Here is a 23,117-nt window from a genome sequence, read left to right as displayed (position 1 = left end):
TATGAAATTTCTTTCAGATCTGCCGGATTACATACTGATCAGATGCTCGGGATTAGGGATGAAATTTAAGAAGGACTGGAACTTGGCTTTGTATTTATTTTTATCAAGTGTAAAATAAAAAGCGCCCCGTTTGGAACTGGATTTATCTTTTTCAGTGAGTTTGATGAGCAGGTCTGTAGAATTGACTTTGCGGATGAAATTCCGGTTGTCAATTTTCGTATTGTATACCTGTTCGTAAAGGTTCTGCAATTGAGGAATGGTGAATTTTTTTGGCAGCAATTCAAACAGAATAGGGTGCAGGGCTGCTTTATAACGAATTCTTTTTTTAGCTTCTTCGACCATAGTATCGTGATCAAAGATGAGTGAAGGAGCATCGTTGATCAGGAACCATTCCGCATGATAGCGGTCACTGATCTGTGTTTTGTACTTATTGATGTCTATCAATGCAAAATAAGCAACAGAAATGGTACGCTCTATCGGATCTCTATCCGGATTTCCGTAAGCCTTTAGCTGCTCCAGGTATAAATCTTTAAGCCCGGTCAGTTGGTAGAGAATGCGCTCCGCTGCGCCATATAAGTTTTCATTGGCTTGCACAAAACCACCCATCAGGCTCCATTGGTCTTTTGCCGGTTCAAAGCCTCTTTTGATAAGTAATATTTTCAATTGTTCGCCGTCAAAGCCAAAGATGATGCAGTCGACTGCAACCAGAACGCGCGTCTGTTCAGTATAGGTAATCATAGAGTAGTTATATTTAGCAGAAGCAATTTATAAAAATTTAAGGCAAAGCTACAAAAATAATAATCGTTGATTTGACGTTTAATATATTAATTCATACATTAGCCGGGCTGGGGATGATGGCCTGGCAGGTCCTTTATGGAACACAACCAGGCCATCAGGCAATCCGGTAACCAACGAACCAGAACCAAGTATGAATTTTTTAAAGTACCAGCCAGCTCTGCTGATTTTAGCAATTCTTGCTCCTGATTTTTCAAATGCTCAGGTGATTAAAAAAGACGGCAACCCAATTGTAACCGATAAGTTTACCGCAGACCCCGCGGCAATGGTCTATAAAGACAGTGTTTACCTGTACGCCGGCCATGATGAAGCGCCGGATTCGAAAAATTACTATGAAATGAAAGAATGGCTGGTCTATTCCTCGGCAGATATGCGCAACTGGAAAGCGCATCCTTCTCCGTTGAACGTAAAAGCTTTTCAATGGGCAAAAGGGGATGCCTGGGCCTCACAGGTCATAGAACGTAAAGGCAAATTTTACTGGTATGTTGCGGTAGAGCACCAGAACGGAGGAAAAGCGATCGGTATTGCAGTGGCCGGTCATCCCCTTGGCCCCTTTAAAGATGCGATTGGTAAAGCACTGGTCACCAACGAAATGACCACTTCCACCAAAATCACCTGGGATGACATTGATCCTTCCGTATTCATTGATGACGACGGACAAGCCTACCTTTTCTGGGGAAATACCGCCTGCTATTATGCAAAACTAAAAGAAAATATGCTGGAATTTGATGGCCCTGTTCATACGATTCAGGGTTTGCCAAAATTCACGGAAGCACCCTGGATCCATAAACGCAAAGACTGGTACTACCTTTCCTATGCAGTAGAATTTCCGGAAAAAATTGCCTATTCCATGAGTAAAAACATCAATGGGCCATGGGTTTACAAAGGCATTTTAAACGAAATCGCCGGCAATTCCAATACAAACCACCAATCCATTATCCAGTTTAAAGGAAAAGATTATTTCATTTACCACAATGGCGCTATTAATCCCAATGGAGGCAGTTACAGGCGTTCCGTTTGCATCGACAGACTATACTATAGTAAAGATGGGAGTATGAAAAAAATCATCATGACTACTGAAGGCATAAAATAATATGAAATATAAAAGCAACTTAATCGCCCTGCTTTTGGCCGGGACATTTTTTAGTGCAGCAGCACAGCAACCGGAAGTTATTGTGGTCAATGCCGCAAAATCCGAAGGGAAAGTATCACCTGAAATGTGGGGCGTGTTTTTTGAAGACATCAATATGGGGGCAGACGGCGGTATCTATGCCGAAATGGTAAAGAACCGCTCGTTTGAATTTCTGAAACCACTAATGGGCTGGTCTGTAAAAGGAAAAAAGATCGGGGAGGGCGACTTGCTCGTACAGAACAGAAAGGGTGCAAACCTGGCAAATCCAAGGTACCTGAGGGCGACCATCAAAGGTGCTGCAAAAGGGGAAGCAGGGATCAGCAATGAAGGTTTCAAAGGAGGGATGGGGGTGAAAAAAGGTCTGAAGTATGATTTTTCGCTGTTGTACAGACAAATAACGCCTGGCATCACTTTACATGTGGAACTGCTGGATGAAGAGAATAAAGTATTGGCATCGGGATCAATGAAACCCATCGACGCTTCAGGCGAATGGAAAAGCCAGGAGCTGAGCTTTACCGCAGATGCCACAGCAGCGAAAGCAAAAATGAACATCTGGTTTGAAGGAAATGGCGTGCTGGATATGGACATGATCTCCTTATTTCCTGCAGATACCTGGAAAGGCCGTAAAAAGGGCATGCGCAGGGATATGATCCAGATGCTGGCCGATATGAAACCAGGCTTTATCCGTTTTCCGGGCGGTTGTATCGTTGAAGGAATTGACCTGGCCAACAGGTACCAATGGAAAAAAACAATTGGACCTATAGAAGAACGTCAATTGATCATGAACCGCTGGAATGTGGAGTTTAACCATCGTCCGTCCCCTGATTATTTTCAAACCTTCGGGCTTGGATTCTTTGAGTACTTTCAATTGGCGGAAGACATTGGTGCGGAAGCGTTGCCGATCCTGAACTGCGGCATGGCCTGTCAGTTTAATACCGCTGAGGTGGTTGCTTTGGACCAGCTGGATCCTTATATCCAGGATGCCCTGGACCTGATCGAGTTTGCCAATGGCGATGCGGATTCTGAATGGGGAAAGGTGCGGGTATCGATGGGCCATGCAGAACCGTTTCATATGAAATACTTAGGCGTAGGTAATGAGAACTGGGGCCCTCAGTATATCGAACGTGCGAAAGCGTTTCAACAGGCCATTAAAGCAAAATATCCAAAGATGAACCTGATCTTCAGTTCAGGAACTGGTCCTGATAACGACGAGTTCCGTTACCTGGATAAAGAACTGCGTGGGATGAAAGCAGACATTATAGATGAACACTACTACCGTTCCCCGGAATGGTTCCTTAAAAATGCAGCGCGTTATGACAATTACGATCGTCAGGGCGCAAAGATTTTTGCAGGAGAATATGCGGCGCACATCAAAGGAGACGCGACAGGAAGCAACAGAAACATTTGGGAGGCAGCACTTGCTGAAGCCGCTTTCATGACCGGACTGGAACGCAATGCAGCAGTGGTAAACATGGCATCTTATGCGCCTTTGTTTGCAAATACAGAGGGCTGGCAATGGGCTCCGGACCTGATTTGGGTGGATAACATGAATATTTACGGGACTCCCAATTACCATGTTCAGAAACTCTTTTCTACCAATAAAGGCACTCAGGTTTCACCCGCCTTAGCGGATGGTAAATCACTTTCCGGTCAGGATGGGCTATACGTTTCTGCAGTGGTCGACAGCATTAAAAAAGAGGTTATCGTTAAACTGGTCAATACCAATACCACAGAAAGAACCAAACAGGTCACTTTCGAAGGAATAAAGAAATTGGCTGCGCAGGGAAACCTGACCACAGTTAAGGCAGCGCTTACCGAACAGAATTCCATGGAAAAACCTTCAAACATTACTCCGGTAGTCTCATCGCTGAAGTTAAGGGGGAAAAATGCAGTCGTAAAAATGCCGGCCAGTTCTTTTGTAATGCTTAAAGTGAGCTACAAATAAGGGCGCAACAAATCGAGGATAGCGGATAAATGAACCATAATGAATATAAAACTCAACTTTTACTATACCAGATTACTGCTGAGCGGTATCATTCTTGCGCTGACAGTTTTACCTGCACTGGCCCAGAAACAAAAAAATACAGCCTATCTTTTTACCTATTTCACCGGCAATACCGGCCTGGAAGAGTCCATCCGTTTTGCCATCAGCACTGACGGCTATACCTACAGGGCGCTGAATAACGATCAGCCGGTGATCAGTGCTGCGGCAATCAGTTCTACAGGAGGCGTACGCGATCCGCACATTTTACGCGGAGCGGATGGTAAAACTTTCTATATGGTGGTTACCGATATGGTCTCCGCCAAAGGCTGGGACTCAAACCGGGCGATGGTTTTGCTGAAATCTACCGATCTGATCAACTGGACTTCAAGCATCGTCAATATCCGGACACGCTTTCCGGGGCAGGAAAACCTGTTAAGGGTATGGGCACCTCAAACGATTTATGATCAGAAAGCGGGTAAATACATGGTTTATTGGTCGATGAAACATGGCAAAGATCCGGATAAGATCTATTGGGCCTATGCAAATAAAGATTTTACAGATCTGGAAACTGAACCCAAACAACTGTTTTTTAGCCCAACGAATGGTGCCTGCATTGATGGCGACATCATCTTTGACCAGGGAAAATACCATTTGTTCTTTAAAACAGAAGGAGAAGGACTGGGCATTCGCGTTGCCGTTTCTGATCAGTTAAAAGAAGGTTATGTCCTGCGTGAAGGCAATGTGCAGCAGACAAAAGATCCGGTAGAAGGTGCGGGAGTATTCAAGCTCAATAACGGGGAAGGTTATATCCTGATGTACGATGTATATACCAAAGGCCGGTACCAGTTTACCAAGACAAAAGATCTGAAGCAATTTACCGTGGTGGATCATGAGGTAAAGATGAATTTTCATCCCCGTCATGGTACCGTGCTGCCCATTACTACGCAGGAAACAACTGCATTACTAAAAAAATGGTATAGCCCTGAAAACCTGTTGAGTTCTTTCCAGTCTGCCGCAATTAAAAAAAACAATGTGGTGCTGGATACGACGAATTCAACACTTTATTTACCGGTAAAACAAGGCATTTCCCTTAAATCATTTGATCCGGGTTTCGTCATTTTTCCAGGCATGGACATCAGCCCCAAAGCGCCTTATGATTTTACCAAAGGCCCTGTGAAGTTAAAGGTCAGCTTCCCCGGAACCAAGCCCAAAGTCTATGAACTGACTGCTTCGGCAGACCTGAATCCGGTCCTGAATGGCTATTATGCGGATCCGGAGATCCTGTATTCCCATAAAACCGGAAAATACCATTTGTATCCTACCAGCGATGGTTTTACAGATTGGGCCGGAACGTATTTCAAAACATTCTCCTCACAAAACCTGGCAGACTGGAAAGATGAAGGTGTCATTCTGGATCTGCCCAGGGATGTGAGCTGGGCAAAGAAAAATGCCTGGGCACCAACGATCACCGAAAAGAAGGTCAATGGCAGCTATAAATACTATTACTATTTTACTGCCGCACAGAAAATAGGAGTTGCAGTAGCGGACGATCCTTCCGGCCCTTTTAAAGATAGCGGAAAAGCACTCATTGCAGGAAAACCTAAGGGCGTTAAAGGCGGACAGGAAATAGACCCTGATGTTTTTACAGACCCTGAGAGCGGTAAAAGCTATTTGTATTGGGGGAATGGCTATATGGCCGTGGCGTTATTAAATGATGACATGATCTCCATAGATTCCTCCTCAGTTAAAGTGATCACTCCTGATGACACCTACAGAGAAGGGTCTGAAGTGTTTTACCGGAAGGGGAAATACTATTTTTTATGGTCTCAGAACGATACCAGAGATGCAGACTATGGGGTAAGGTACGGGGTTTCTGATTCACCAACGGGCAAGATCAACCTGCCTGAAAACAACCTGATCCTTTCTAAAGATGTAAACCAGGGGATTTATGCAACGGGGCACAATTCGGTGATCCAGGTGCCGGGAAAAGACGAATGGTATATGGTTTACCATCGCTTCACGCGTCCGCATGGATTGGAAATGGGACAGTCTGCAGGTTATCACCGCGAAGTGTGCATAGATAAACTGGAGTTCGATGCCCATGGAAATATAAAGGTAGTACAGCCCACATTGAAAGGCATTTACCTGGTGAAATGATGAGAAAGCCCATCATCACCTCATTGCTGATGGTGTTTGCACTTCAGCTCTCTGCACAGGAGCAGTCACAACAACAACAACAGGGGCAACAGTTGCCTAAAGCGCAGGAAAAAAGATTGCAAAAACAAGAAGAGCAACCAAATATAGACAAAGCAAGCCTGCTGGAAAGCCTGAAAAAAGTAAATGATCATTGGCAGGCCAACCATAAACCTGAAGTTTGGGCGTTCTGGGACGAAGCGGCTTACCATACCGGAAACATGGAGCTGTTTGCCATTACGGGCGGGGAAAATTACAGACGTTATTCGGAACGCTGGGCCAATTATAACCAATGGATGGGCGCTAAATCTACAGATAAACCGAACTGGAAATACCAATATGGAGAAAAGGAGGATTACGTACTTTTCGGCGACTGGCAAATCTGTTTCCAGACTTACATCGATCTCTATCACTTACATCCCGAAAAACACAAAATAGCCAGGGCCAAAGAGGTCATGGAATACCAGATGAGCACTGCGGCTAATGATTACTGGTGGTGGGCGGATGGATTGTATATGGTGATGCCGGTAATGACCAAGTTGTATAAAACAACCGGCGATAAACGCTATCTGGAAAAACTACACGAATATTTTGAATATGCGAACCGCATCATGTACGATCAGAAAACAGGTTTGTATTACAGAGATGCGAAATATGTATATCCCAGACACAAGACCGTAAATCATAAAAAGGATTTCTGGGCAAGGGGAAATGGTTGGGTTTTTGCCGGTCTGGCGAAGGTCTTAAAGGACTTGCCTGCAGAGGATCCGCATTACAATTTATATGTCTCCAAATACAAAAAACTAGCTAAGGCCATTTTAAAAAGTCAGCAGGAGGAGGGATACTGGACCAGAAGTATGCTGGATAAAGACCATGCACCAGGGCCGGAAACGAGTGGTACGGCCTTTTTTACCTATGGCTTGCTCTGGGGCATTAATAACGGGTACCTGAAAGAAAAAATATTCCTGAATGCCGCAGGTAAAGGCTGGAAATACTTGTCGGAAGTTGCCTTACAGAAAGATAGCCGTGTTGGCTATATCCAGCCCATAGGGGAAAAAGCGATTCCCGGACAGATCGTAGATGCAAATTCTACGGCCAATTTCGGAGTGGGCGCTTTTTTACTGGCAGGTGCAGAATGGTATCGGTACCTGGATAAACAACAGGATAACCAACTGGATAAACCACAGAATCAATCAGGCAATACCCCAGAACGATCCGCAATTCGCATCAGTACCATCGCCGAAAATGGCTGGGCCAACAACTCTGTAAACGCGGTAGTATTCCGGAAAAACGCATTGGTTACCTTTAAAAATACGCAATATGCGGCCTACTATGATGCAGACCAATACCTGGTGCTTGCCAAACGCAACATCCATAAAAAGGAATGGGAGGTTTTGCGGACTGCCTATAAAGCCGATGCAGGAGACGCACATAAATCCATCAGCATTATGGTGGACGATAAAGGCTACCTTCATGTGGCATGGGGCCAGCACAACAACGGGCTCAATTACGTCAAAAGCATTACTGCCGGTTCTTTAACTTTGGGAACACCCGAAGCCATGCTGGGTACCAAAGAAAACAAAGTCAGTTATCCTGAATTTTATAAACTGGCCAATGGAACGCTCTTGTTTATGTACCGGGATGGGGGATCAGGAAATGGAAACCTGATGATCAACAGTTACGACCCCGCAACAAAAAAATGGCAGCGGATACAAGATAACCTGATTGATGGGGAAGGGAAACGCAATGCCTATTGGCAAACTGCAATAGACGATCAGGGAACGATACACCTTTCCTGGGTATGGCGTGAAAGTCCGGATGTGAGCAGTAACCATGACCTTTGTTATGCACGGTCTAAAGATGGGGGACTAAGCTGGGAAAATGCCGCCGGCTTAGCTTACCAACTTCCAATCCATCATAAAAATGCAGAATATGCAGCAATGATCCCTCAAAAATCGGAGCTGATCAATCAGACTTCCATGTTTGCCGACGATGCCGGAAATCCCTATATTGCCGGATATTGGAAAGACAAAGGAGCGGCGGCGCCACAATACCACCTGGTCTATCACGATGGTAAAAACTGGCAGGTAAATGTACTGGACTTTCGCAGCACCGATTTTTCACTAAGCGGCGCAGGCACAAAACGCATCCCGATCTCCAGGCCACAGGTCATCGCCTGGAAAAGCAAAGGCCTTTTAAATGCAGCCCTGATTTTCAGAGATATAGAACGGGGGAATAAGGTGTCCCTGGCATGGTGCCGGAACCTGCAGCAAAATAACTGGGCCCTTACCGACCTCAGTCAAAGCACGGTGGGCGACTGGGAGCCAGCTTATGATACCGAATTATGGAAAAACAAAGGAAGACTCGACCTTTTCCTGCAACGCGTGGAACAGGTCGACGGAGAGGGCAGGGCCAATAACAAACCAGGTCCGGTAAAGGTCCTGGAATGGAAGCCCGGACAATAACCTGCATTGCTGGTCAACCATTACCTGGTTAGCTTATAACCTTTCGCAAATGGTTTGCGGTATTTCTTGATGTATTCGGAAGGCCGCAAACCAAATAGTTTCTGAAACTGCTCCCTGAAATACTTAATGTCGCTGAAGCCGGATTGAAAAGCCACCTGATTTACATTGTGCTCGGAATGGATGAACAACTGGGCAGCACTCCGCAATTTAATGTACCGGATAAATTCATTGATGGTTTTTCCGGAAATGGTTTTCACCTTTTTGTACAAAGCAGAATGACTCATGCCCACTTCATCAGCAAGTATTTTGATGCTGAAATCCGGATTGTTCAAATGATTTTCTGTAATCGCTATACACCTTTCTAAAAATTCTTTGTTCTCTTTTGATACCCTGGAATTGTCGGATTGGAGGGTGATCTCATTGTAAAAGTAGTTTTGCAAAGTACTTCTGCTTTTCAACAGATTGGCCACCCTCGCCAGCAGCATCTCTTTGTCAAAAGGTTTGGTAATGTGATCGTCCGCACCTCCTTCAATTCCTTTCAGCTTAATTTCTGCGGAAGAACTGGAAGTCAGTAAGATCACCGGAATATGGCTCAGATGAGGATCTTCCTTAATCTTTGTACAGAGTTCCACACCGCTGAGCTCCTTCATGACCACATCGGTAATCACGATATCCGGCATGTTTGCCCTGACCATGGTCAATCCTTCTTCTCCGCTTTCTGCTTCGTATACGATATAATCAGGAATAAACAATTGCCTGATGTAAGTACGGATTTCCTGATTGTCATCTACAATGAGAATTCCCGGCTTATCGGTGCTAAGTTCATTTGATACTTCCTCCTGCACTGGTTTCACAACAGGTAAATGGTACTCTACAATCAATTCCTCCAGAAATACAGGGGTTTCATCGGTATGTTCATGAATCTGCTGACCAGGAAAATGGGCCTTGCCCTTTAACAATTTAAGGAGAAATTCTGTCCCTTTTCCAGGCGTACTGGAATAGCTTACTTTTCCAAAATGCTGGTTCACAAATTTATTGACCAGGTAAAGTCCAATGCCAAACCCTGGTTTGGAAGTCTGGTTTTTCTCTGTTGCCTGGTAGAACCTGGCAAATAGTTTGTTCCCGACATCCTCCGGGATCCCGGTTCCTGTATCAGTAATGTGAATGGCGACCTCATTTTCTGCTTCTTTGATGGACATTTCGATTTTGCCGCCATCAGGACTGAATTTAAAAGCATTGGAAATCAGGTTAAACAAAGAAATCTCGATTTTCTCCCGGTCCATATAAAGGTCAATGTGTTCTGCACTGCTGGAAAAACCAAACTGTATATTCCTTGATTTGGCCTGCTGACTAAAGCAAAAATAGACCTCTTTGCAAAAAACAACGAGATCGGTTTTTGTGATCTTCAGGTTTTCCGCATCAGACTTTCTGAAAAGCAACAGTTGATCCACCAAACTCAATAGCCTTCTGGCATTTCTGTAAACAACGGTCAATTCCTTGGCATCCACCTGAGTCTGGTGGTTCAGGATGTCTTTAAGTGGATTGATGATGAGGCTGAGGGGAGTCCGGAACTCATGGGATACATTGGTGAAAAATCCCAGTTTTTTCTCATTGAGCTCTTTTTCCTGGGCCACTTTCAGATGGGCGAGCTCTACCTGATACCGCAGGGCAGTTTGTCGTTTTTGATAGTTCAGATAAATATAGATGGAACCGGCAAGGCCAGCCGCGTATAAGAAGTAAGCCCAGTAAGACCTCCACCATGGGGGCATCACTTCAATAAGCAGGATCCGCTCATTCTGAAGCCATTTGCCTTCTGCATTCGTCGATTTAATCCTCAAGCGGTAACTGCCCTCGGGTAATTTCGAGTAATTCACCGTTCTGTTGATCCCGGGATCGTTCCAGGTATTGTCCCAGCCTTCAAGATAATAGGCATAGGAAATTTTGTTAGGGGAGGAGTATTCCAGAGCAGCAAAACCCACAGAAAGGACGGCCTTGTCGTAGGGCAGGCTGATTTTTTCTACCTCAAATACGCTTTTTTTATCTTCAAAGCTGTCGTCCTGCTCATAAGGGATGTTGTTAGTCCCTAGATCGGTAATGAGTAGACGAGGTTCAATCGAATGCGGCTTGATTTGCTCCGGTCGAAACAGGTTGAACCCTTTAATGCCTCCAAATAAAAATTCTCCGGACTTCAGTTTCAAGGCGGCATTGTAATTAAACTGATTGCTTTGCAGCCCATCCATTTCATGGAAATTTTTAAACTGCCCGTTCGAAGGGGTAAACCGGCTCAATCCGCTAAAGGTCGAGATCCAAAGGCTGCCGGTCTCATCTTCCAGGATATTCAGTACAGCATTGCCACTTAACCCATCTTTTTGAGACCAGGTTTTATAAGCCCCGGTCCTGCGGTCAAATAACAGCAAACCACCACCTTCTGTACCGATCCAGAAATGGCCTTTTTTGTCTTCATAAATCGCCCTTACGGCAGTATTCATGGGATAGAAAATATGCTTTTTGTTTTTAAGGTCTACCCGGATCAGGGAGGAGAAAGTACCCATCCACAATACGCCTTGCCGGTCTTCATTAATGGAAATCACATTTTTAAGCCGGGCATCAAATAACTCGAATTTATTGCCTGCCGTATTGAGTTTGTAAGTTCCGCCATCGGAACAGGTCCCCACCCAGATCTGCCTGGACTTATCCTGGTAAATGCTCCAGGCGTTTTTATCTATGATTTTAGTTTCCTGATTGAAGCAGGGATAGTATTGGAATTGACCGCTGCCTGGATTAAACCGGTTAACGCCTCCGCCGTAAGTGGCCATCCATAAATTGCCATTTTCAGTGCTAACGATCCCCGCAATGTTGTTGTTGCTGAGCGAATTCGGATCAGCAGGTCTGTGGGCATAGTTCGTAAAATGATTGTTCCTGCGGTCCCAGTAGCTCAATCCTTCGCCATCTGTGCCAACCCATACATTGCCCTGCTGATCCTCGCAAAAGGAAAGAATGAAATTGCTGATCAGTCCGCTGGCTTTAAAAGGAGTGGAGTTGATGGTTTTAAACCTGGTTTTATGTTTATCTATGATATTGATCCCACCCCTTAAAGTGCCAATCCATAACCTTTGGTCTTTGTCCTCAAAAACAGTGGTCACCGCACTGCTGGTTAACATGCCCGGTTCCTTTCCGGACTTTAAGTGCTCTGCTTTTTCTTTCTGAATGTCGTAAATAATGATCCCGCCACCATCGGTGCTGATCCATAACTGATGCTGCTGATCTACAGACAAGTCAAATACCGTGTTGTTCAGTTGAATCCCATTCTTATGGTTATAGGGCAGTATTCTTTTTGTCCCAATCTCATATTTATAAAGACCGGATTCATTGCCAATCCAGATATTGCCCAGACCATCGGGGGCAATACATTGTACATCCATTGCAAAATCCTGTACTTGTATAATTTGCTTTGTTTTTGGACGATACAAACACAGGCCATATTCCTGAATATAAAGCCATATGTTTTTATCCTGGTCTATTTTTATAGATTTAACATGGTAGGAATTACTTTGGTGTCTGCCTTTTTTATAAAGAATTTGCCGGGCAAGATCTTTATCCTTTCCATATTCCAGCAGGCCTTGTCCATCAGTTGCAATGTATACCTGATCCTGTTCATCCCTGGCCAATCCATTCACTGCATAAGATATGTTTTTGAAACCTTTTTGATGGGGAAACCTGACCATGCTAAACTTACCGCTGGCCACATGGTATAAATTTGCTCCTTTTTTCGTGCCGATAATGAGGTTGTGACGGGCATCTTCCTGAATGCAGACAATGCGGTTATCAATCAGGGAAGTGTTGTCGTTCAGCTTGTTCCGGAATACCTGAAATTTGTATCCATCATACCGGTTTAATCCCTCATAAGTTCCGAACCACATAAAGCCGTATTTGTCCTGATAGATGCTGGTGACGGCGTTGTTTGACAAGCCATTTTCAATTCCCAGATAATATAAATACGGTTGATTAACGGCGCTCGAATAGAGACTGCTCAAAAGAATGAGAACAAGACAAAAATATCCCTTCATGTAAATGTTTAGTACCCCCTGATTTGGTTAGAATTAACTGACACAAGTTAATCAATTTTGCCTGAAATAACCCTTAAAAACGAGTTCACCCCTTATATTTTACCATTATACCCCCCATATTTATGCAGCTGTCGTCGTTAGATTTGTATACCACCAAATATTAAAACCATGTATAGCCACACCACAACCAGACCCCTTGTCCTGTTGATGACCTATCCTTTTTTTTTAATGATATAAACTAAGATATAACCCTGGTCCGGCTATATTTTTTTGCCGGATTTAATAAACGTTGTATTGACGCTTAATTTGGGTTTGCCGGCCTTCCTTTTATCAGGGAATACCTGCTTCAGATACGCAATACCTAAACCAAAATAAATAATTAACAAACCAAGCAAACCAGTATGAAACGAACCGATGGAAGCCCCAATGCTTCCGAACTAAAAAAGAACTGTCCCCGCTCAGGGTGCAGAATTTTGCAGAATGCAAACAAAAAATTAATTCACCAAATCAAATCAGGCAGAAATGAATAAAACGCTACTTAAATACAGCTGGTATCTGTGCTGCTTTTTGATGGTCATTACTTTTACCGCATCTGCACAAACGAATGTAACGGTAACGGGATTCGTAAAAGACAGTATCGGTGGAATTCCTTCCGCAACAGTAAAACATACCGATTCAAAAAACGGAGTAACCACCAATCAGGATGGCCGATACACGATAAAGGTTCCTAAAACTTCCAAACTGGTGTTTTCTTTCATCGGGTATAAATCAAAAACCATTGCCGTTGCTGACTATAAACCCAATGCAGAAGGGAACTATGTGATTTCAGTAACCCTCTTGCCCGATAACAGTTCCTTAGAGGAAGTTACCGTGGTCGGTTTTGGAACCCAGAGGAAAACAAGTGTGATCAGTTCCATCATCTCCATTAATCCGAAAGAACTGAAAGGCCCAACCAGTAACCTGACCACCATGCTGGCGGGTAGGGTAGCCGGTATGGTGGCCTATCAGCGGAGCGGTGAACCGGGAGGCGACAATGCCAATTTCTTTATCCGCGGATTGGGAAGTTTCGGTGCCGGAAAGCAGGATCCATTAATTCTGATTGATGGTATCGAATCGAGCAACAACGACATGGCCCGTTTACAACCCGACGATATTGCTTCGTTTAACGTGTTAAAGGATGCAACTGCTTCTGCGGTTTATGGTGCGCGCGGTGCGAACGGGGTCATCTTAATCATCACCAAATCTGGGGTCGATGGAAAAACGAAATTCAGTTTCAGGGCCGAGACCTCTTTGTCGGGCAATGTGCGGAACTTTCAGTTTGCAGACAACATCTCTTATATGAAAATGGCAAACGAAGCCTCCCTGACGAGAAATCCTTTAGCCATTCTCCCATATTTACAGACTAAAATTGATGCTACCGCTGCCGGAGAAAACGAATTGCTGTATCCAAACAACAACTGGATCGACAAACTGATTAAAGACCGGACGATCAACAACAGGTATAACATCAGTGCCACAGGAGGAAGTGCCAGGGCACGTTATTATGTGGCTGGTACCTATAACGTGGACAACGGGGTTTTGAAAGTTGATCAGCTGAACAATTTCAACAGCAACATCAAGATGAAAAACTACGCCATCAGGTCCAATGTCAACTTAAACATCACACCCACTACAGAAGCAATTATCCGGGTTTATGGTCAGTTTGATGATTATAGAGGACCGGTTGGCGGGAGAGATGAGAACAACAACCGCATCAACGGGGGAGAGAAAATCTTCAATCAGGCCATCTGGTCAAACCCGGTGATGTTTCCTGCGGTATATCCGGCGAGCTATTCCCCTTTCAGCAAACACCCTTTATTTGGGAATGCCAGGACCATTGGAGACGGTTTTTATGTGAACCCCTATGCAGAGATGGTAAAGGGCTATGAGGATAGGAATGCATCCACGCTGCAAACCCAACTGGAACTGAAACAGGATTTAAATTTCTTTACCAGGGGATTAAGTGCCAGAATGATGGCCTATGCACGCAGGTATTCCTTCTTTAACGTCAGCAGACAATACAGTCCGTTTTACTACAGCTCAAACGTTCAGCCCGACGGACAGATCAGTTTGTCTCCTTTAAATGACGGAGGGATCGGATCCTTATCGCCGGTAGGTACCGAGTATTTAAGTTATGGAGAAGGTGATAAAGAACTCAACTCTACTTTTTATATGGAGACTGCTGTAAATTACAACAGGACCTTCCAGGAAAAACATGCGGTTACGGGCATGCTCATTTCCACCATGAGGAATTACCTTTCCGGAAATGCAGGCTCCTTACAACTTTCTTTACCGTCCAGGAACCTCGGGGTTTCCGGCAGGGCTACTTACGGTTATGACAACAGGTATCTCGCAGAATTTAGCTTCGGTTACAATGGCTCTGAGCGTTTTGCGGATAAGAACAGATATGGCTTTTTCCCTTCTTTTGGTCTGGGCTATGTCGTTTCCAACGAAAAGTTTTTTGAGCCGCTGAAGTCTTTTATACCCAGCATGAAACTAAGGGCAACTTATGGCCTTGTAGGAAATGACCAGATTGGCAGGTCCGAGGACAGGTTCTTTTACCTGTCTGAAGTCAATATGAATGATGGTACCTATGGTGCGCGGTTTGGTGAGCTTCTGGAAGGATACAGAAATGGGATTTCTCTATCCAGATATGCCAATAACCTCATTACCTGGGAGCGGTCCAAACAGATCAATTTCGCACTTGATTTTAACATCAAAAATGCGCTTGATGTGACCCTGGAAGTATACAGGAATACCAGATCGAATATCCTTACCGAACGTACCTTTTTGCCCTCAAGTATGGGCCTGCAGGCTCCGGTCCGGGCCAATACCAATAAAATGCAGAGTCAGGGCGTAGATATTTCGATGAATTACAATAAAAGTTTTGGCGATGGGATGTACGTTCAGGGAAGGGGTAACTTCACTTATGCGAACAACAAGATCTTAGTCTATGACGAGCCCAGCTTTTCGGACAAGGAAGCGTACAGATACCATGTAGGACGTCCTTCTTCACAACGCTTTGGTTACATCGCAGAACGTCTTTTTATCGATGATCAGGAAGCCATGAACTCCCCTCAGCAGTTTGGTGCAGTAGCAGGAGTGGATTACCGTGGAGGAGACATCAAATATCGTGATGTAAACAAGGATGGGGTCATCAGTGATGCAGATATGGTTCCTCTGGGACATCCGGAATCACCGGAAATCATTTATGGTTTTGGTGGAACATTTGGTTTCAAAGGCTTCGATCTGAGCGCATTTTTTCAAGGATCTGCCCGTTCTTCTTTCTTTATCAATTCTGAGAATATCGCTCCTTTCGTTTTCAAAAATGGCAATCAGAATGGTTTGTTAGATGTAATTAAAGACAGTTACTGGTCTGAAGAAAACCGTAACATCTATGCATTCTGGCCAAGACTGAGCCAGAATTTTGTGGCCAACAACAATAAAACCTCTACATGGTGGATGCGCAACGGATCCTTTTTAAGATTGAAAACTGTCGAACTCGGCTATTCTTTAAAAGACAAGACCGCAAAAAGACTGGGCTTGTCCAGTCTCAGGATGTACGTGAACTCCTCCAATCTTGCAGCCCTCAGCAGCTTCAAATTGTGGGATCCCGAAATGGGTGGAAAAGGATTGGGCTATCCGATCCAGGTGGTCTATAACATTGGTATAAACGTAGAACTTTAAGAAAACATGAATAATTTAATCCTAAATAAAGCGGGTAAAATACCTTATTTCATTATAAGCGTGTTTTTGATCACAACTTTCTCCGCCTGCAAGAAATACCTGGACATTGTCCCGGATAATCTTCCGACCATAGACAATGCCTTTACCTTACGCAATGAGGCCGAGAAATACCTGTACACCTGCTATTCCTACCTTCCAAGGGAAGGAGATCCTACCTATAATATTGGCTACATGGCCGGAGATGAAGTCTGGATTCCCTACGATCAAAGAGAATTTGGCCCCAGTGCCTGGCAGATTGCCAGAGGCTCCCAGAATGCCGCTGATCCTTATTCCGATGCCTGGAGTTCCAGAAGAGGGGGTGGAGGCCCGCAAAACAATCAGGGCGTAGGATATTACGGACTGTTTACAGGGATCCGGAACTGCAATATCTTTTTGGAAAATGTAAAAGATCCTGGAAAAGTACTGGACCTGAGGGCAGATGAGCGGGAACGCTGGATTGCCGAAGTACAGTTCTTAAAAGCCTATTATCATTTTTACCTGCTGCGCATGTATGGACCGATCCCACTGGTGAAACGCAACATCGATGTCAGTGCTACGGAAAATGAAGTTCGGGTAAAAAGAGCGCCTTTTGATGAGTCGGTGAGCTATATTACCAGTCTTTTGGATTCTGCTGCGACAGTTTTACCGGTAATCATTTCCGACAGAGGTGCGGAACTGGGCCGTGTCACAAAGCCAATTGCGCTGGCGGTTAAGGCTAAAGTGCTGTTGATGGCCGCAAGTCCATTGTTCAATGGAAACAGTGATTATGCCAGTTTCAAAGATCAGGATGGGGTCAGTCTGTTTAACGCAGGTTACGATGCCAACAAATGGAAGTTAGCATCCGATGCGGCAAAAGCAGCCATCGAATCTGCTACAGCGGCGGGTTTCAAATTATATGAATTTCCGGCAACGGCTTTTAAGCTTTCTGACACCACGAAAAGACAAATGTCGATCCGGAATGCGCTCACCGAAAGATGGAATTCCGAGCACGTATGGGCAAATCCCAATTCCCTGGCAGCAGAAGGCTTGCAAAGAAATGCCATGGCAAGAATCAATACCAATATCGGAGTGGGTGCCGCCAGACAACAACTGAGCGTACCGATAAAAATTGCGGAACAGTTTTATACCGTAAATGGCGTTCCCATCAACGAGGATAAAACCTTGAATTTTAACAATAAATATTCGCTGAGAACGGCCATCAGAAGAGAGCGCTTTCATGTCAAGCAAGGCTATACTACAGCGCGCCTGAATTTCGACAGAGAGCCGAGGTTTTATGCAGACCTGGGGTTTGACGGAGGGGTATGGTATAAATATGATAGTCCTACGAGTTCTGATTCAGCAACTTATGTGCTGGAAGGAAAATCTGTTCAACTTGCCGGTGCCAACAACTATGGCTGGTACAATGAAACGGGATATTTCATTAAAAAGGTGGTCGACTGGAACATGGCGAGCAGCTCTTCCAATATTTCCTATCGCAGCTATCCATGGCCGCAAATCAGGCTGGCAGACCTGTACCTGATGTATGCGGAAGCCTTAAACGAAACACTTGCTGCACCTGATGCAGAGGTTTTTGAATACATCAACCGCGTTCGTAAGCGTGCTGGCCTGTTGGATGTTCAAAAAGCATGGACAGACTATTCCAGCAACCCGACAAAATACGGGAACCAGGCAGGAATGCGCGAAATCATCCATCAGGAACGCCTGATAGAACTGGCTTTTGAAGGAAGCCGCTACTGGGACATTCTGAGATGGAAAAAAGCCACCGAGATGTTCAACCAAAACATTACCGGCTGGAGCGTATCTCAGGGTACAGAACAGGAGTATTATAAGGTCAGGACCATTTACCCTCAAAGCTTTATTGCGCCAAGAGATTATTTATGGCCAATCAGGACCTACGACATTACAGTCAATCCAAAACTGGTACAAAATCCCGGATGGTAATTAATTTAAATTCAAGAACATGAGAAATAAGCATATGATAAAATTGGTCTCCGCTTTTCTGGGACTGATGATACTGGGCCAGGGTTGCAAAGAGGATGAAATATTGCCGCTAACAGACAACCAGACGCCACCGGGCCTGGTCAGCAATGTAAGCGTGGAAAATGGTCCGGGAAAGGCCAAAATCACCTATTCCCTGCCAAATGAGAAAGACCTTTTGTACGTGAAAGCAGTCTATACGCTGAACAGCGGAAAGGAATACGAGGTCAAATCATCGATCTATAACAGTTCCCTGGAAGTGGTTGGTTTCGGTGATACAGAAGAACATACGGTGAAGCTATATTCGGTAAACCGCAGTGAAGTCGCTTCAGCACCTGTTGAGGTAAAAGTTAAACCGCTGGAGAATGCAATCTGGTCGGTATACAGAAGCCTGGGTGTGATCGCTGATTTTGCAGGTATTAAGCTGACGGCAAAGAATACTTTTCAGTCTGATCTGGCGATTGAAGTTCTGGTTCAGAAAGACGGAAAATATGTGCAGAGTGCAAAAAACATCTATACCAAGGTGGTAGACATCGATCAGTCGATCCGTGGTTTTGATACGGTCTCACAGAAGTTTGCGATCACGATCAGAGACCGCTGGCTCAACTATAGTGATACTTTATATGCAACGCTTAAGCCGCTGTATGAAACGGCACTTCCTAAAGCAGATTATCGTCCGATCGTCCTGCCTACGGATGCAGCACAGGAATATACTTCAACCAGCCTGAGTTACATGTGGGATGGAAATATCATGGACTGGCCAAGGATCTCCCTGACCAAGACAACAATCCTGACGCCACAATGGGTCACTTTCGACCTGGGTAAGCCTGCTACTTTGAGCAGAATTGTAATCTGGGATTACCCGGAATACCTGAACGCGGGAAGAACCTATTATTATGGAGGAGGAGTGAACCAGTTTGAAATATGGGGCTCAGATAATCCACCTGCCGACGGAAGTTTTAACAACTGGACCCTGATGGGAACCTTCCAGGCTAAGAAACCATCCGGAAGTGCGTACGGAATACAGACCGGAGAGGACTATGCCGCGGCAAATGCCGGATTCAGCTATAGCCTGAAAATTGGCGCACCCAAAGTGAGGTACCTCCGCATCAAGAACAACAAAAACTGGCAGGGAACCACCTTTATGTCGGTGGCGGAAGTTCAGGTTTATGGTGACCCAAGATAGTTAATGAACCCAAAATTTAAGCTCATAAAGATGAAACATAATATATTAAGCCGCCTGTTTAAGCATCCCTGCTTATTACTGCCCGCGCTGATGACGCTCTTCCTTGTCTCTTGCGAAAAAGCGGATAAATACAAAGAATTCGTTAAAGATGGCGAAATCTCCTATATCGGTAAACTGGACTCTGTAAAGGTATATTCCGGAAAAAACAGGGTCATGATCAAAGGCATGATCACCTCAGACCCTAAAATTGTAGAATGCCGGGTCTTCTGGAACAATAAAAAAGATTCCCTGGTGATTCCGGTAACCAAAGACATGATTGCAGATACCATCCACAGGTTTGTGAACATTGCCAATGAAGGTTTTCAGAACTTTGTGATTTATACCTACGATGCAGCAGGAAACCGTTCGATCCCTGTAAATACTTCCGGACGGACTTATGGCAGCCGATACCAGAGTGGATTGACCAACAGGGACATTACCACTGCAAAGACAGATGAAACTACCGGCATCACTACGGTAGACTGGCTCGGGATGGACCGCTTAACAGGGGTATTTGCCACAGATATTACCTATACCAAACTCAACAATCAACCGGCCACCGTAAGAATTCCTATAGATTCTTCCAGAATCGCCTTGAAGGATTTCAAATACGGCTCCACGATCAATTACAAAACCTTGTTTTTACCGGATACGATCAGTGTCGATACCTTCTATTCGGCGGTCAGCAGCAGACAGATCGTTGCACCCGCATTCATAAAGATCAACGTGACCAATACCTATCTTAAGAATGCAGGCCCTAATTTTTCCAGATCTGTCTGGGATAATTCCAGATGGGGTTTGGTGGCCGACTGGACCACAAGCGCCGGAGCAAAAAACGTGAACAATACCTATGGAAGCTATGAATTCAGAAACGGTTCCGTTGGGGTCATCTCCTTCGAAGCGGGCTGGGGCCTTCCCGGAATCACAGATGCTTTGATTTATCAAACGCTGAGCCTGCCTGCAGGAACCTATTCCTTTGAAGCAAATGGTCTGGACCAGAATGCCGGGGGAACCAGGTATATCGCAGTAGCTGAAGGCAGTTCATTGCCACTGGTAGCCAACATTCCGGCTGCTGCCATTAAATACGTGGTATTGAATCCTCAGCCAGCTACGGCTACGGTGAAACTGGAGTTTACTTTAACCAAAACCACCCAGGTGTCTATCGGGTTCGCGGCTACGATGCCGGCCAGTAATATCTATACCAAAATCGGAAATGTACGCCTCTATACCATTCAGAATTTGTAAGCTGTTCTGAATTAAAGGCCCGGGTGTTTTGGTGTTAAACCAGATACCCGGGACCTTTGAATCTCAATTAAAGTTAATCCCCCTCATTTATCATTTATGCGCTACAAAAAGATACATTTCATCGGTTTGATGTCCCTGCTTTTTTGCACAAAAGAAGCCGCAGTTGCACAGCAGCAGCCGGCGATCTCCTCCGCTGCCGGCAGCGAAAAACCTATGGTTTTACTGGATTCCAGTTCGTTTAGCAATCAGGCTAAATTTGAAACACACTGGAATATGTTCTATCCCTGGGGCACAGACCATAACGGTGCAGCCAGGATGTATAAAAAGCAGGTAACCATACTTTCCGGAGGTGTCCTGCAAATTAAAGCAAACCGCCACGAAACCTGGGAAGGTAAGAGTACTGCTGATCCCAAACTAAGGATCTTTTACCATTCCGGAGCAGTGCACCTGAAAGAGAAGATCATGGTCACTGAGGCGAAACCCAAATGGGTCATCAGTGGCGATTTTCAGGTGCCTTCCACTAAAGGGACATGGCCTGCATTCTGGATCACAGGCTCAGAAAGCTGGCCACCGGAGAGCGACATTATGGAGTTTAAAGGGACCGATACCACCTGGCAAAATACCGCAACCGGACCAGATTGGAAACACCTGTCCTGGCAAAATAAGTTAAGCGCAGTTGCTAAGCCTCAGGACTGGCACAACTATAAAATCATCATGGAAAAGACCTCAGCTACAGAGGTCAGCATTGAATATTATATCGACAATGTGAAGACCGATACCCACACCGCAAACTTTGTCGGCAAGCCTTTCTGGCTGATCATCAATATGCAGATGGGAGGGGATAGCGGTACCGCATCCCGGTCTTTAAAGACCGCAGTGATGAAGGGAAGAAATGTCTATGTAGCCGCCTATACTAATTAAATCATTAATAAACATTATGAAAAATAATTTACTGATAATCAATATTGTAATTTTGACGATCGTCGCCGGAAGTTGTAAGAAGGGAGTCCTTCCCATCAAAAAAGAAAACACGGCATCAACGCTGAGTACGGCCATCATTCCAACCCTGACGACCACTGCATTTACCAGCATTACCACAGTTTCAGCAAGTACCGGTGGAATGATTTCCGCCAATGGCGGAGCATCGGTTACAGAAAGAGGAATCTGTTACAGCCTTAGCCCTAATCCGACGATTGCCAGCTCGACTGTCGCGCCAACGAGCGTCTCAGGTTCAGGTGAATTTGTGGCCAGGCTTAGCGGACTGACAGCTTCTACCAAATACTATGTCAGGGCATTCGCTAAAAATAGTGCAGGCATTGCCTATGGCAATGAAATCGAACTCAACACCGCGGATATCATCAGCGCGACTTTCTCCTTTACCCCAATGTTTATCATCGGATCTACCCTCGCAGCAACAGATGTTGAGGTGCTGACCGATGGGGGCAATGCAGTAACCGAAAAAGGAATCTGCTGGAGTACTTCCGCAAACCCGACCATCGCCAATAACAAGTTAAAACACAACAGTACCGGGACAGGTAAATTCCGGACAATGATCAAAGGACTGAATGAAAAGACAGATTATCATGTCCGCGCATACGCAGTCAATGCCAAAGGCGTCAGCTATAGTGCCGATGTGAGTTTTAAAACGATCCCGGCAGGCAAAATGACTTATACCTTTAATAAAGCTACAAACCCTACTCCGGAGCAACTGGCAGCCTACGACCGTCTGCAAATGCCGGTGGATAGTGCAAGTTGGTATATTAAAAATTTCACCTCTGCCACTAAGCATGTCTACCTGAATTATGATCCGGGAGTAGCCACTGCCGATGCCAACAATGAAGGCTGGATGAGGTTTGGGGCGAGTACAGGCGTGCAGAACATCCGGACAATGCTGCATGAAATGAACCATACCCTGGGGACAGGCACTTCTGCCTGGTGGTCAGGGAAAATTGTTGGGGGTAAATATCAGGGCGAGCATGTCAATGCTTTATTGAAGAAAATCCAGAACAGCAATGTTGATGTGCAGCTGAGTGGCGATACCCAACATTGGTGGCCTTATGGCCTGAACCAGAATTCGGAGGTAACCTCAAGCTGGGATTATGTATACAACTGTCTCATTATCGAAGCCATGAGAAAAGATGGAATGACCTCCTATAGTGGTGCTTATACACCGTAATAAAACCTTTAGTCAATAAATTAACACTCCTGTTTTCGTCAGCATACTGCGCACTCCAGTTTATCCGGGGAAAGAAGTATGCTGGCGATTTTG

General features: G+C 45.0%; 12 protein-coding genes. 10 read left to right on the top strand and 2 right to left on the bottom strand.

The features are described from left to right. Positions 1–27: 27 nt before the first annotated feature. Positions 28–738, bottom strand: a complete 711-nt coding sequence (locus tag DBR43_RS31045) for an NUDIX hydrolase (RefSeq protein ID WP_124587239.1) — start codon at positions 736–738, stop codon at positions 28–30. A 190-nt stretch (positions 739–928) separates the two neighbouring features. Between DBR43_RS31045 and DBR43_RS31040 the strand changes: the two genes are divergently transcribed. The 4 genes from DBR43_RS31040 to DBR43_RS33390 are packed head-to-tail and all read left to right on the top strand — an operon-like array spanning position 929 to position 8,569. Further along, positions 929–1,888 (top strand): glycoside hydrolase family 43 protein, encoded by a 960-nt coding sequence (locus tag DBR43_RS31040; RefSeq protein ID WP_124587238.1) that lies wholly within the window; start codon positions 929–931, stop codon positions 1,886–1,888. Between the two features lies 1 nt (position 1,889). Continuing rightward, entirely contained in the window at positions 1,890–3,872 is a 1,983-nt protein-coding gene (locus tag DBR43_RS31035; protein ID WP_124587237.1) for an alpha-L-arabinofuranosidase C-terminal domain-containing protein, read from the top strand. A gap of 39 nt (positions 3,873–3,911) precedes the next feature. After that, positions 3,912–6,068: a family 43 glycosylhydrolase gene (locus tag DBR43_RS31030; protein WP_124587236.1), complete on the top strand. Its 2,157-nt coding sequence runs from the start codon at positions 3,912–3,914 to the stop codon at positions 6,066–6,068. Then, positions 6,065–8,569: a BNR-4 repeat-containing protein gene (locus DBR43_RS33390; RefSeq protein ID WP_233603291.1), complete on the top strand. Its 2,505-nt coding sequence runs from the start codon at positions 6,065–6,067 to the stop codon at positions 8,567–8,569. Before DBR43_RS31030 ends, DBR43_RS33390 begins: the two co-directional genes overlap by 4 nt. Positions 8,570–8,589: 20 nt before the next feature. On the opposite strand, the gene DBR43_RS31015 is transcribed toward DBR43_RS33390, so the two are convergent. Then, the gene (locus tag DBR43_RS31015) at positions 8,590–12,636 is read right to left on the bottom strand and encodes a two-component regulator propeller domain-containing protein (protein WP_124587235.1); all 4,047 of its coding nucleotides are present in this window, start codon (positions 12,634–12,636) and stop codon (positions 8,590–8,592) included. Positions 12,637–13,158: 522 nt separating this feature from the next. On the opposite strand from DBR43_RS31015, the gene DBR43_RS31010 reads away from it, so the two are divergent. The 6 genes from DBR43_RS31010 to DBR43_RS30985 all read left to right on the top strand — a co-directional run bounded on the left by DBR43_RS31010 (position 13,159) and on the right by DBR43_RS30985 (position 23,024). Then, positions 13,159–16,362, top strand: a complete 3,204-nt coding sequence (locus DBR43_RS31010; protein WP_124587234.1) for a SusC/RagA family TonB-linked outer membrane protein — start codon at positions 13,159–13,161, stop codon at positions 16,360–16,362. A gap of 6 nt (positions 16,363–16,368) precedes the next feature. Then, on the top strand, positions 16,369–18,342 hold the full coding sequence (locus DBR43_RS31005) for a RagB/SusD family nutrient uptake outer membrane protein (RefSeq protein WP_124587233.1): 1,974 nt from the start codon (positions 16,369–16,371) through the stop codon (positions 18,340–18,342). A gap of 19 nt (positions 18,343–18,361) precedes the next feature. After that, positions 18,362–19,564, top strand: a complete 1,203-nt coding sequence (locus DBR43_RS31000) for a DUF5000 domain-containing lipoprotein (RefSeq protein ID WP_124587232.1) — start codon at positions 18,362–18,364, stop codon at positions 19,562–19,564. A gap of 30 nt (positions 19,565–19,594) precedes the next feature. After that, complete coding sequence (locus DBR43_RS30995; protein ID WP_158622644.1) at positions 19,595–20,848, top strand: DUF4998 domain-containing protein; 1,254 nt, start codon at positions 19,595–19,597, stop codon at positions 20,846–20,848. Positions 20,849–20,944: 96 nt separating this feature from the next. Next, a complete protein-coding gene (locus DBR43_RS30990; RefSeq protein WP_124587230.1) occupies positions 20,945–21,769 on the top strand; it encodes a family 16 glycosylhydrolase in 825 nt (274 codons plus the stop codon). Positions 21,770–21,785: 16 nt separating this feature from the next. Further along, positions 21,786–23,024, top strand: coding sequence for a hypothetical protein (locus tag DBR43_RS30985; protein ID WP_124587229.1), 1,239 nt, complete (start codon positions 21,786–21,788; stop codon positions 23,022–23,024). Positions 23,025–23,117: the final 93 nt, after the last annotated feature.

Source organism: Pedobacter sp. KBW06, assembly GCF_003852525.1.
Classification (GTDB): domain Bacteria; phylum Bacteroidota; class Bacteroidia; order Sphingobacteriales; family Sphingobacteriaceae; genus Pedobacter.
The sequence above is the reverse complement of the archived record's forward strand: the minus strand, read 5'-3'. Positions and strand labels throughout refer to the sequence as shown.

Coding starts and splice junctions, on each gene's coding strand:
- DBR43_RS31005 (WP_124587233.1), top strand. CDS start 16,369: ATGAATAATTTAATCCTAAATAAAGCGGGTAAAATACCTTATTTCATT.
- DBR43_RS31030 (WP_124587236.1), top strand. CDS start 3,912: ATGAATATAAAACTCAACTTTTACTATACCAGATTACTGCTGAGCGGT.
- DBR43_RS30995 (WP_158622644.1), top strand. CDS start 19,595: ATGAAACATAATATATTAAGCCGCCTGTTTAAGCATCCCTGCTTATTA.
- DBR43_RS31015 (WP_124587235.1), bottom strand. CDS start 12,636: ATGAAGGGATATTTTTGTCTTGTTCTCATTCTTTTGAGCAGTCTCTAT.
- DBR43_RS30985 (WP_124587229.1), top strand. CDS start 21,786: ATGAAAAATAATTTACTGATAATCAATATTGTAATTTTGACGATCGTC.
- DBR43_RS31045 (WP_124587239.1), bottom strand. CDS start 738: ATGATTACCTATACTGAACAGACGCGCGTTCTGGTTGCAGTCGACTGC.
- DBR43_RS33390 (WP_233603291.1), top strand. CDS start 6,065: ATGATGAGAAAGCCCATCATCACCTCATTGCTGATGGTGTTTGCACTT.
- DBR43_RS31040 (WP_124587238.1), top strand. CDS start 929: ATGAATTTTTTAAAGTACCAGCCAGCTCTGCTGATTTTAGCAATTCTT.
- DBR43_RS30990 (WP_124587230.1), top strand. CDS start 20,945: ATGCGCTACAAAAAGATACATTTCATCGGTTTGATGTCCCTGCTTTTT.
- DBR43_RS31010 (WP_124587234.1), top strand. CDS start 13,159: ATGAATAAAACGCTACTTAAATACAGCTGGTATCTGTGCTGCTTTTTG.
- DBR43_RS31035 (WP_124587237.1), top strand. CDS start 1,890: ATGAAATATAAAAGCAACTTAATCGCCCTGCTTTTGGCCGGGACATTT.
- DBR43_RS31000 (WP_124587232.1), top strand. CDS start 18,362: ATGAGAAATAAGCATATGATAAAATTGGTCTCCGCTTTTCTGGGACTG.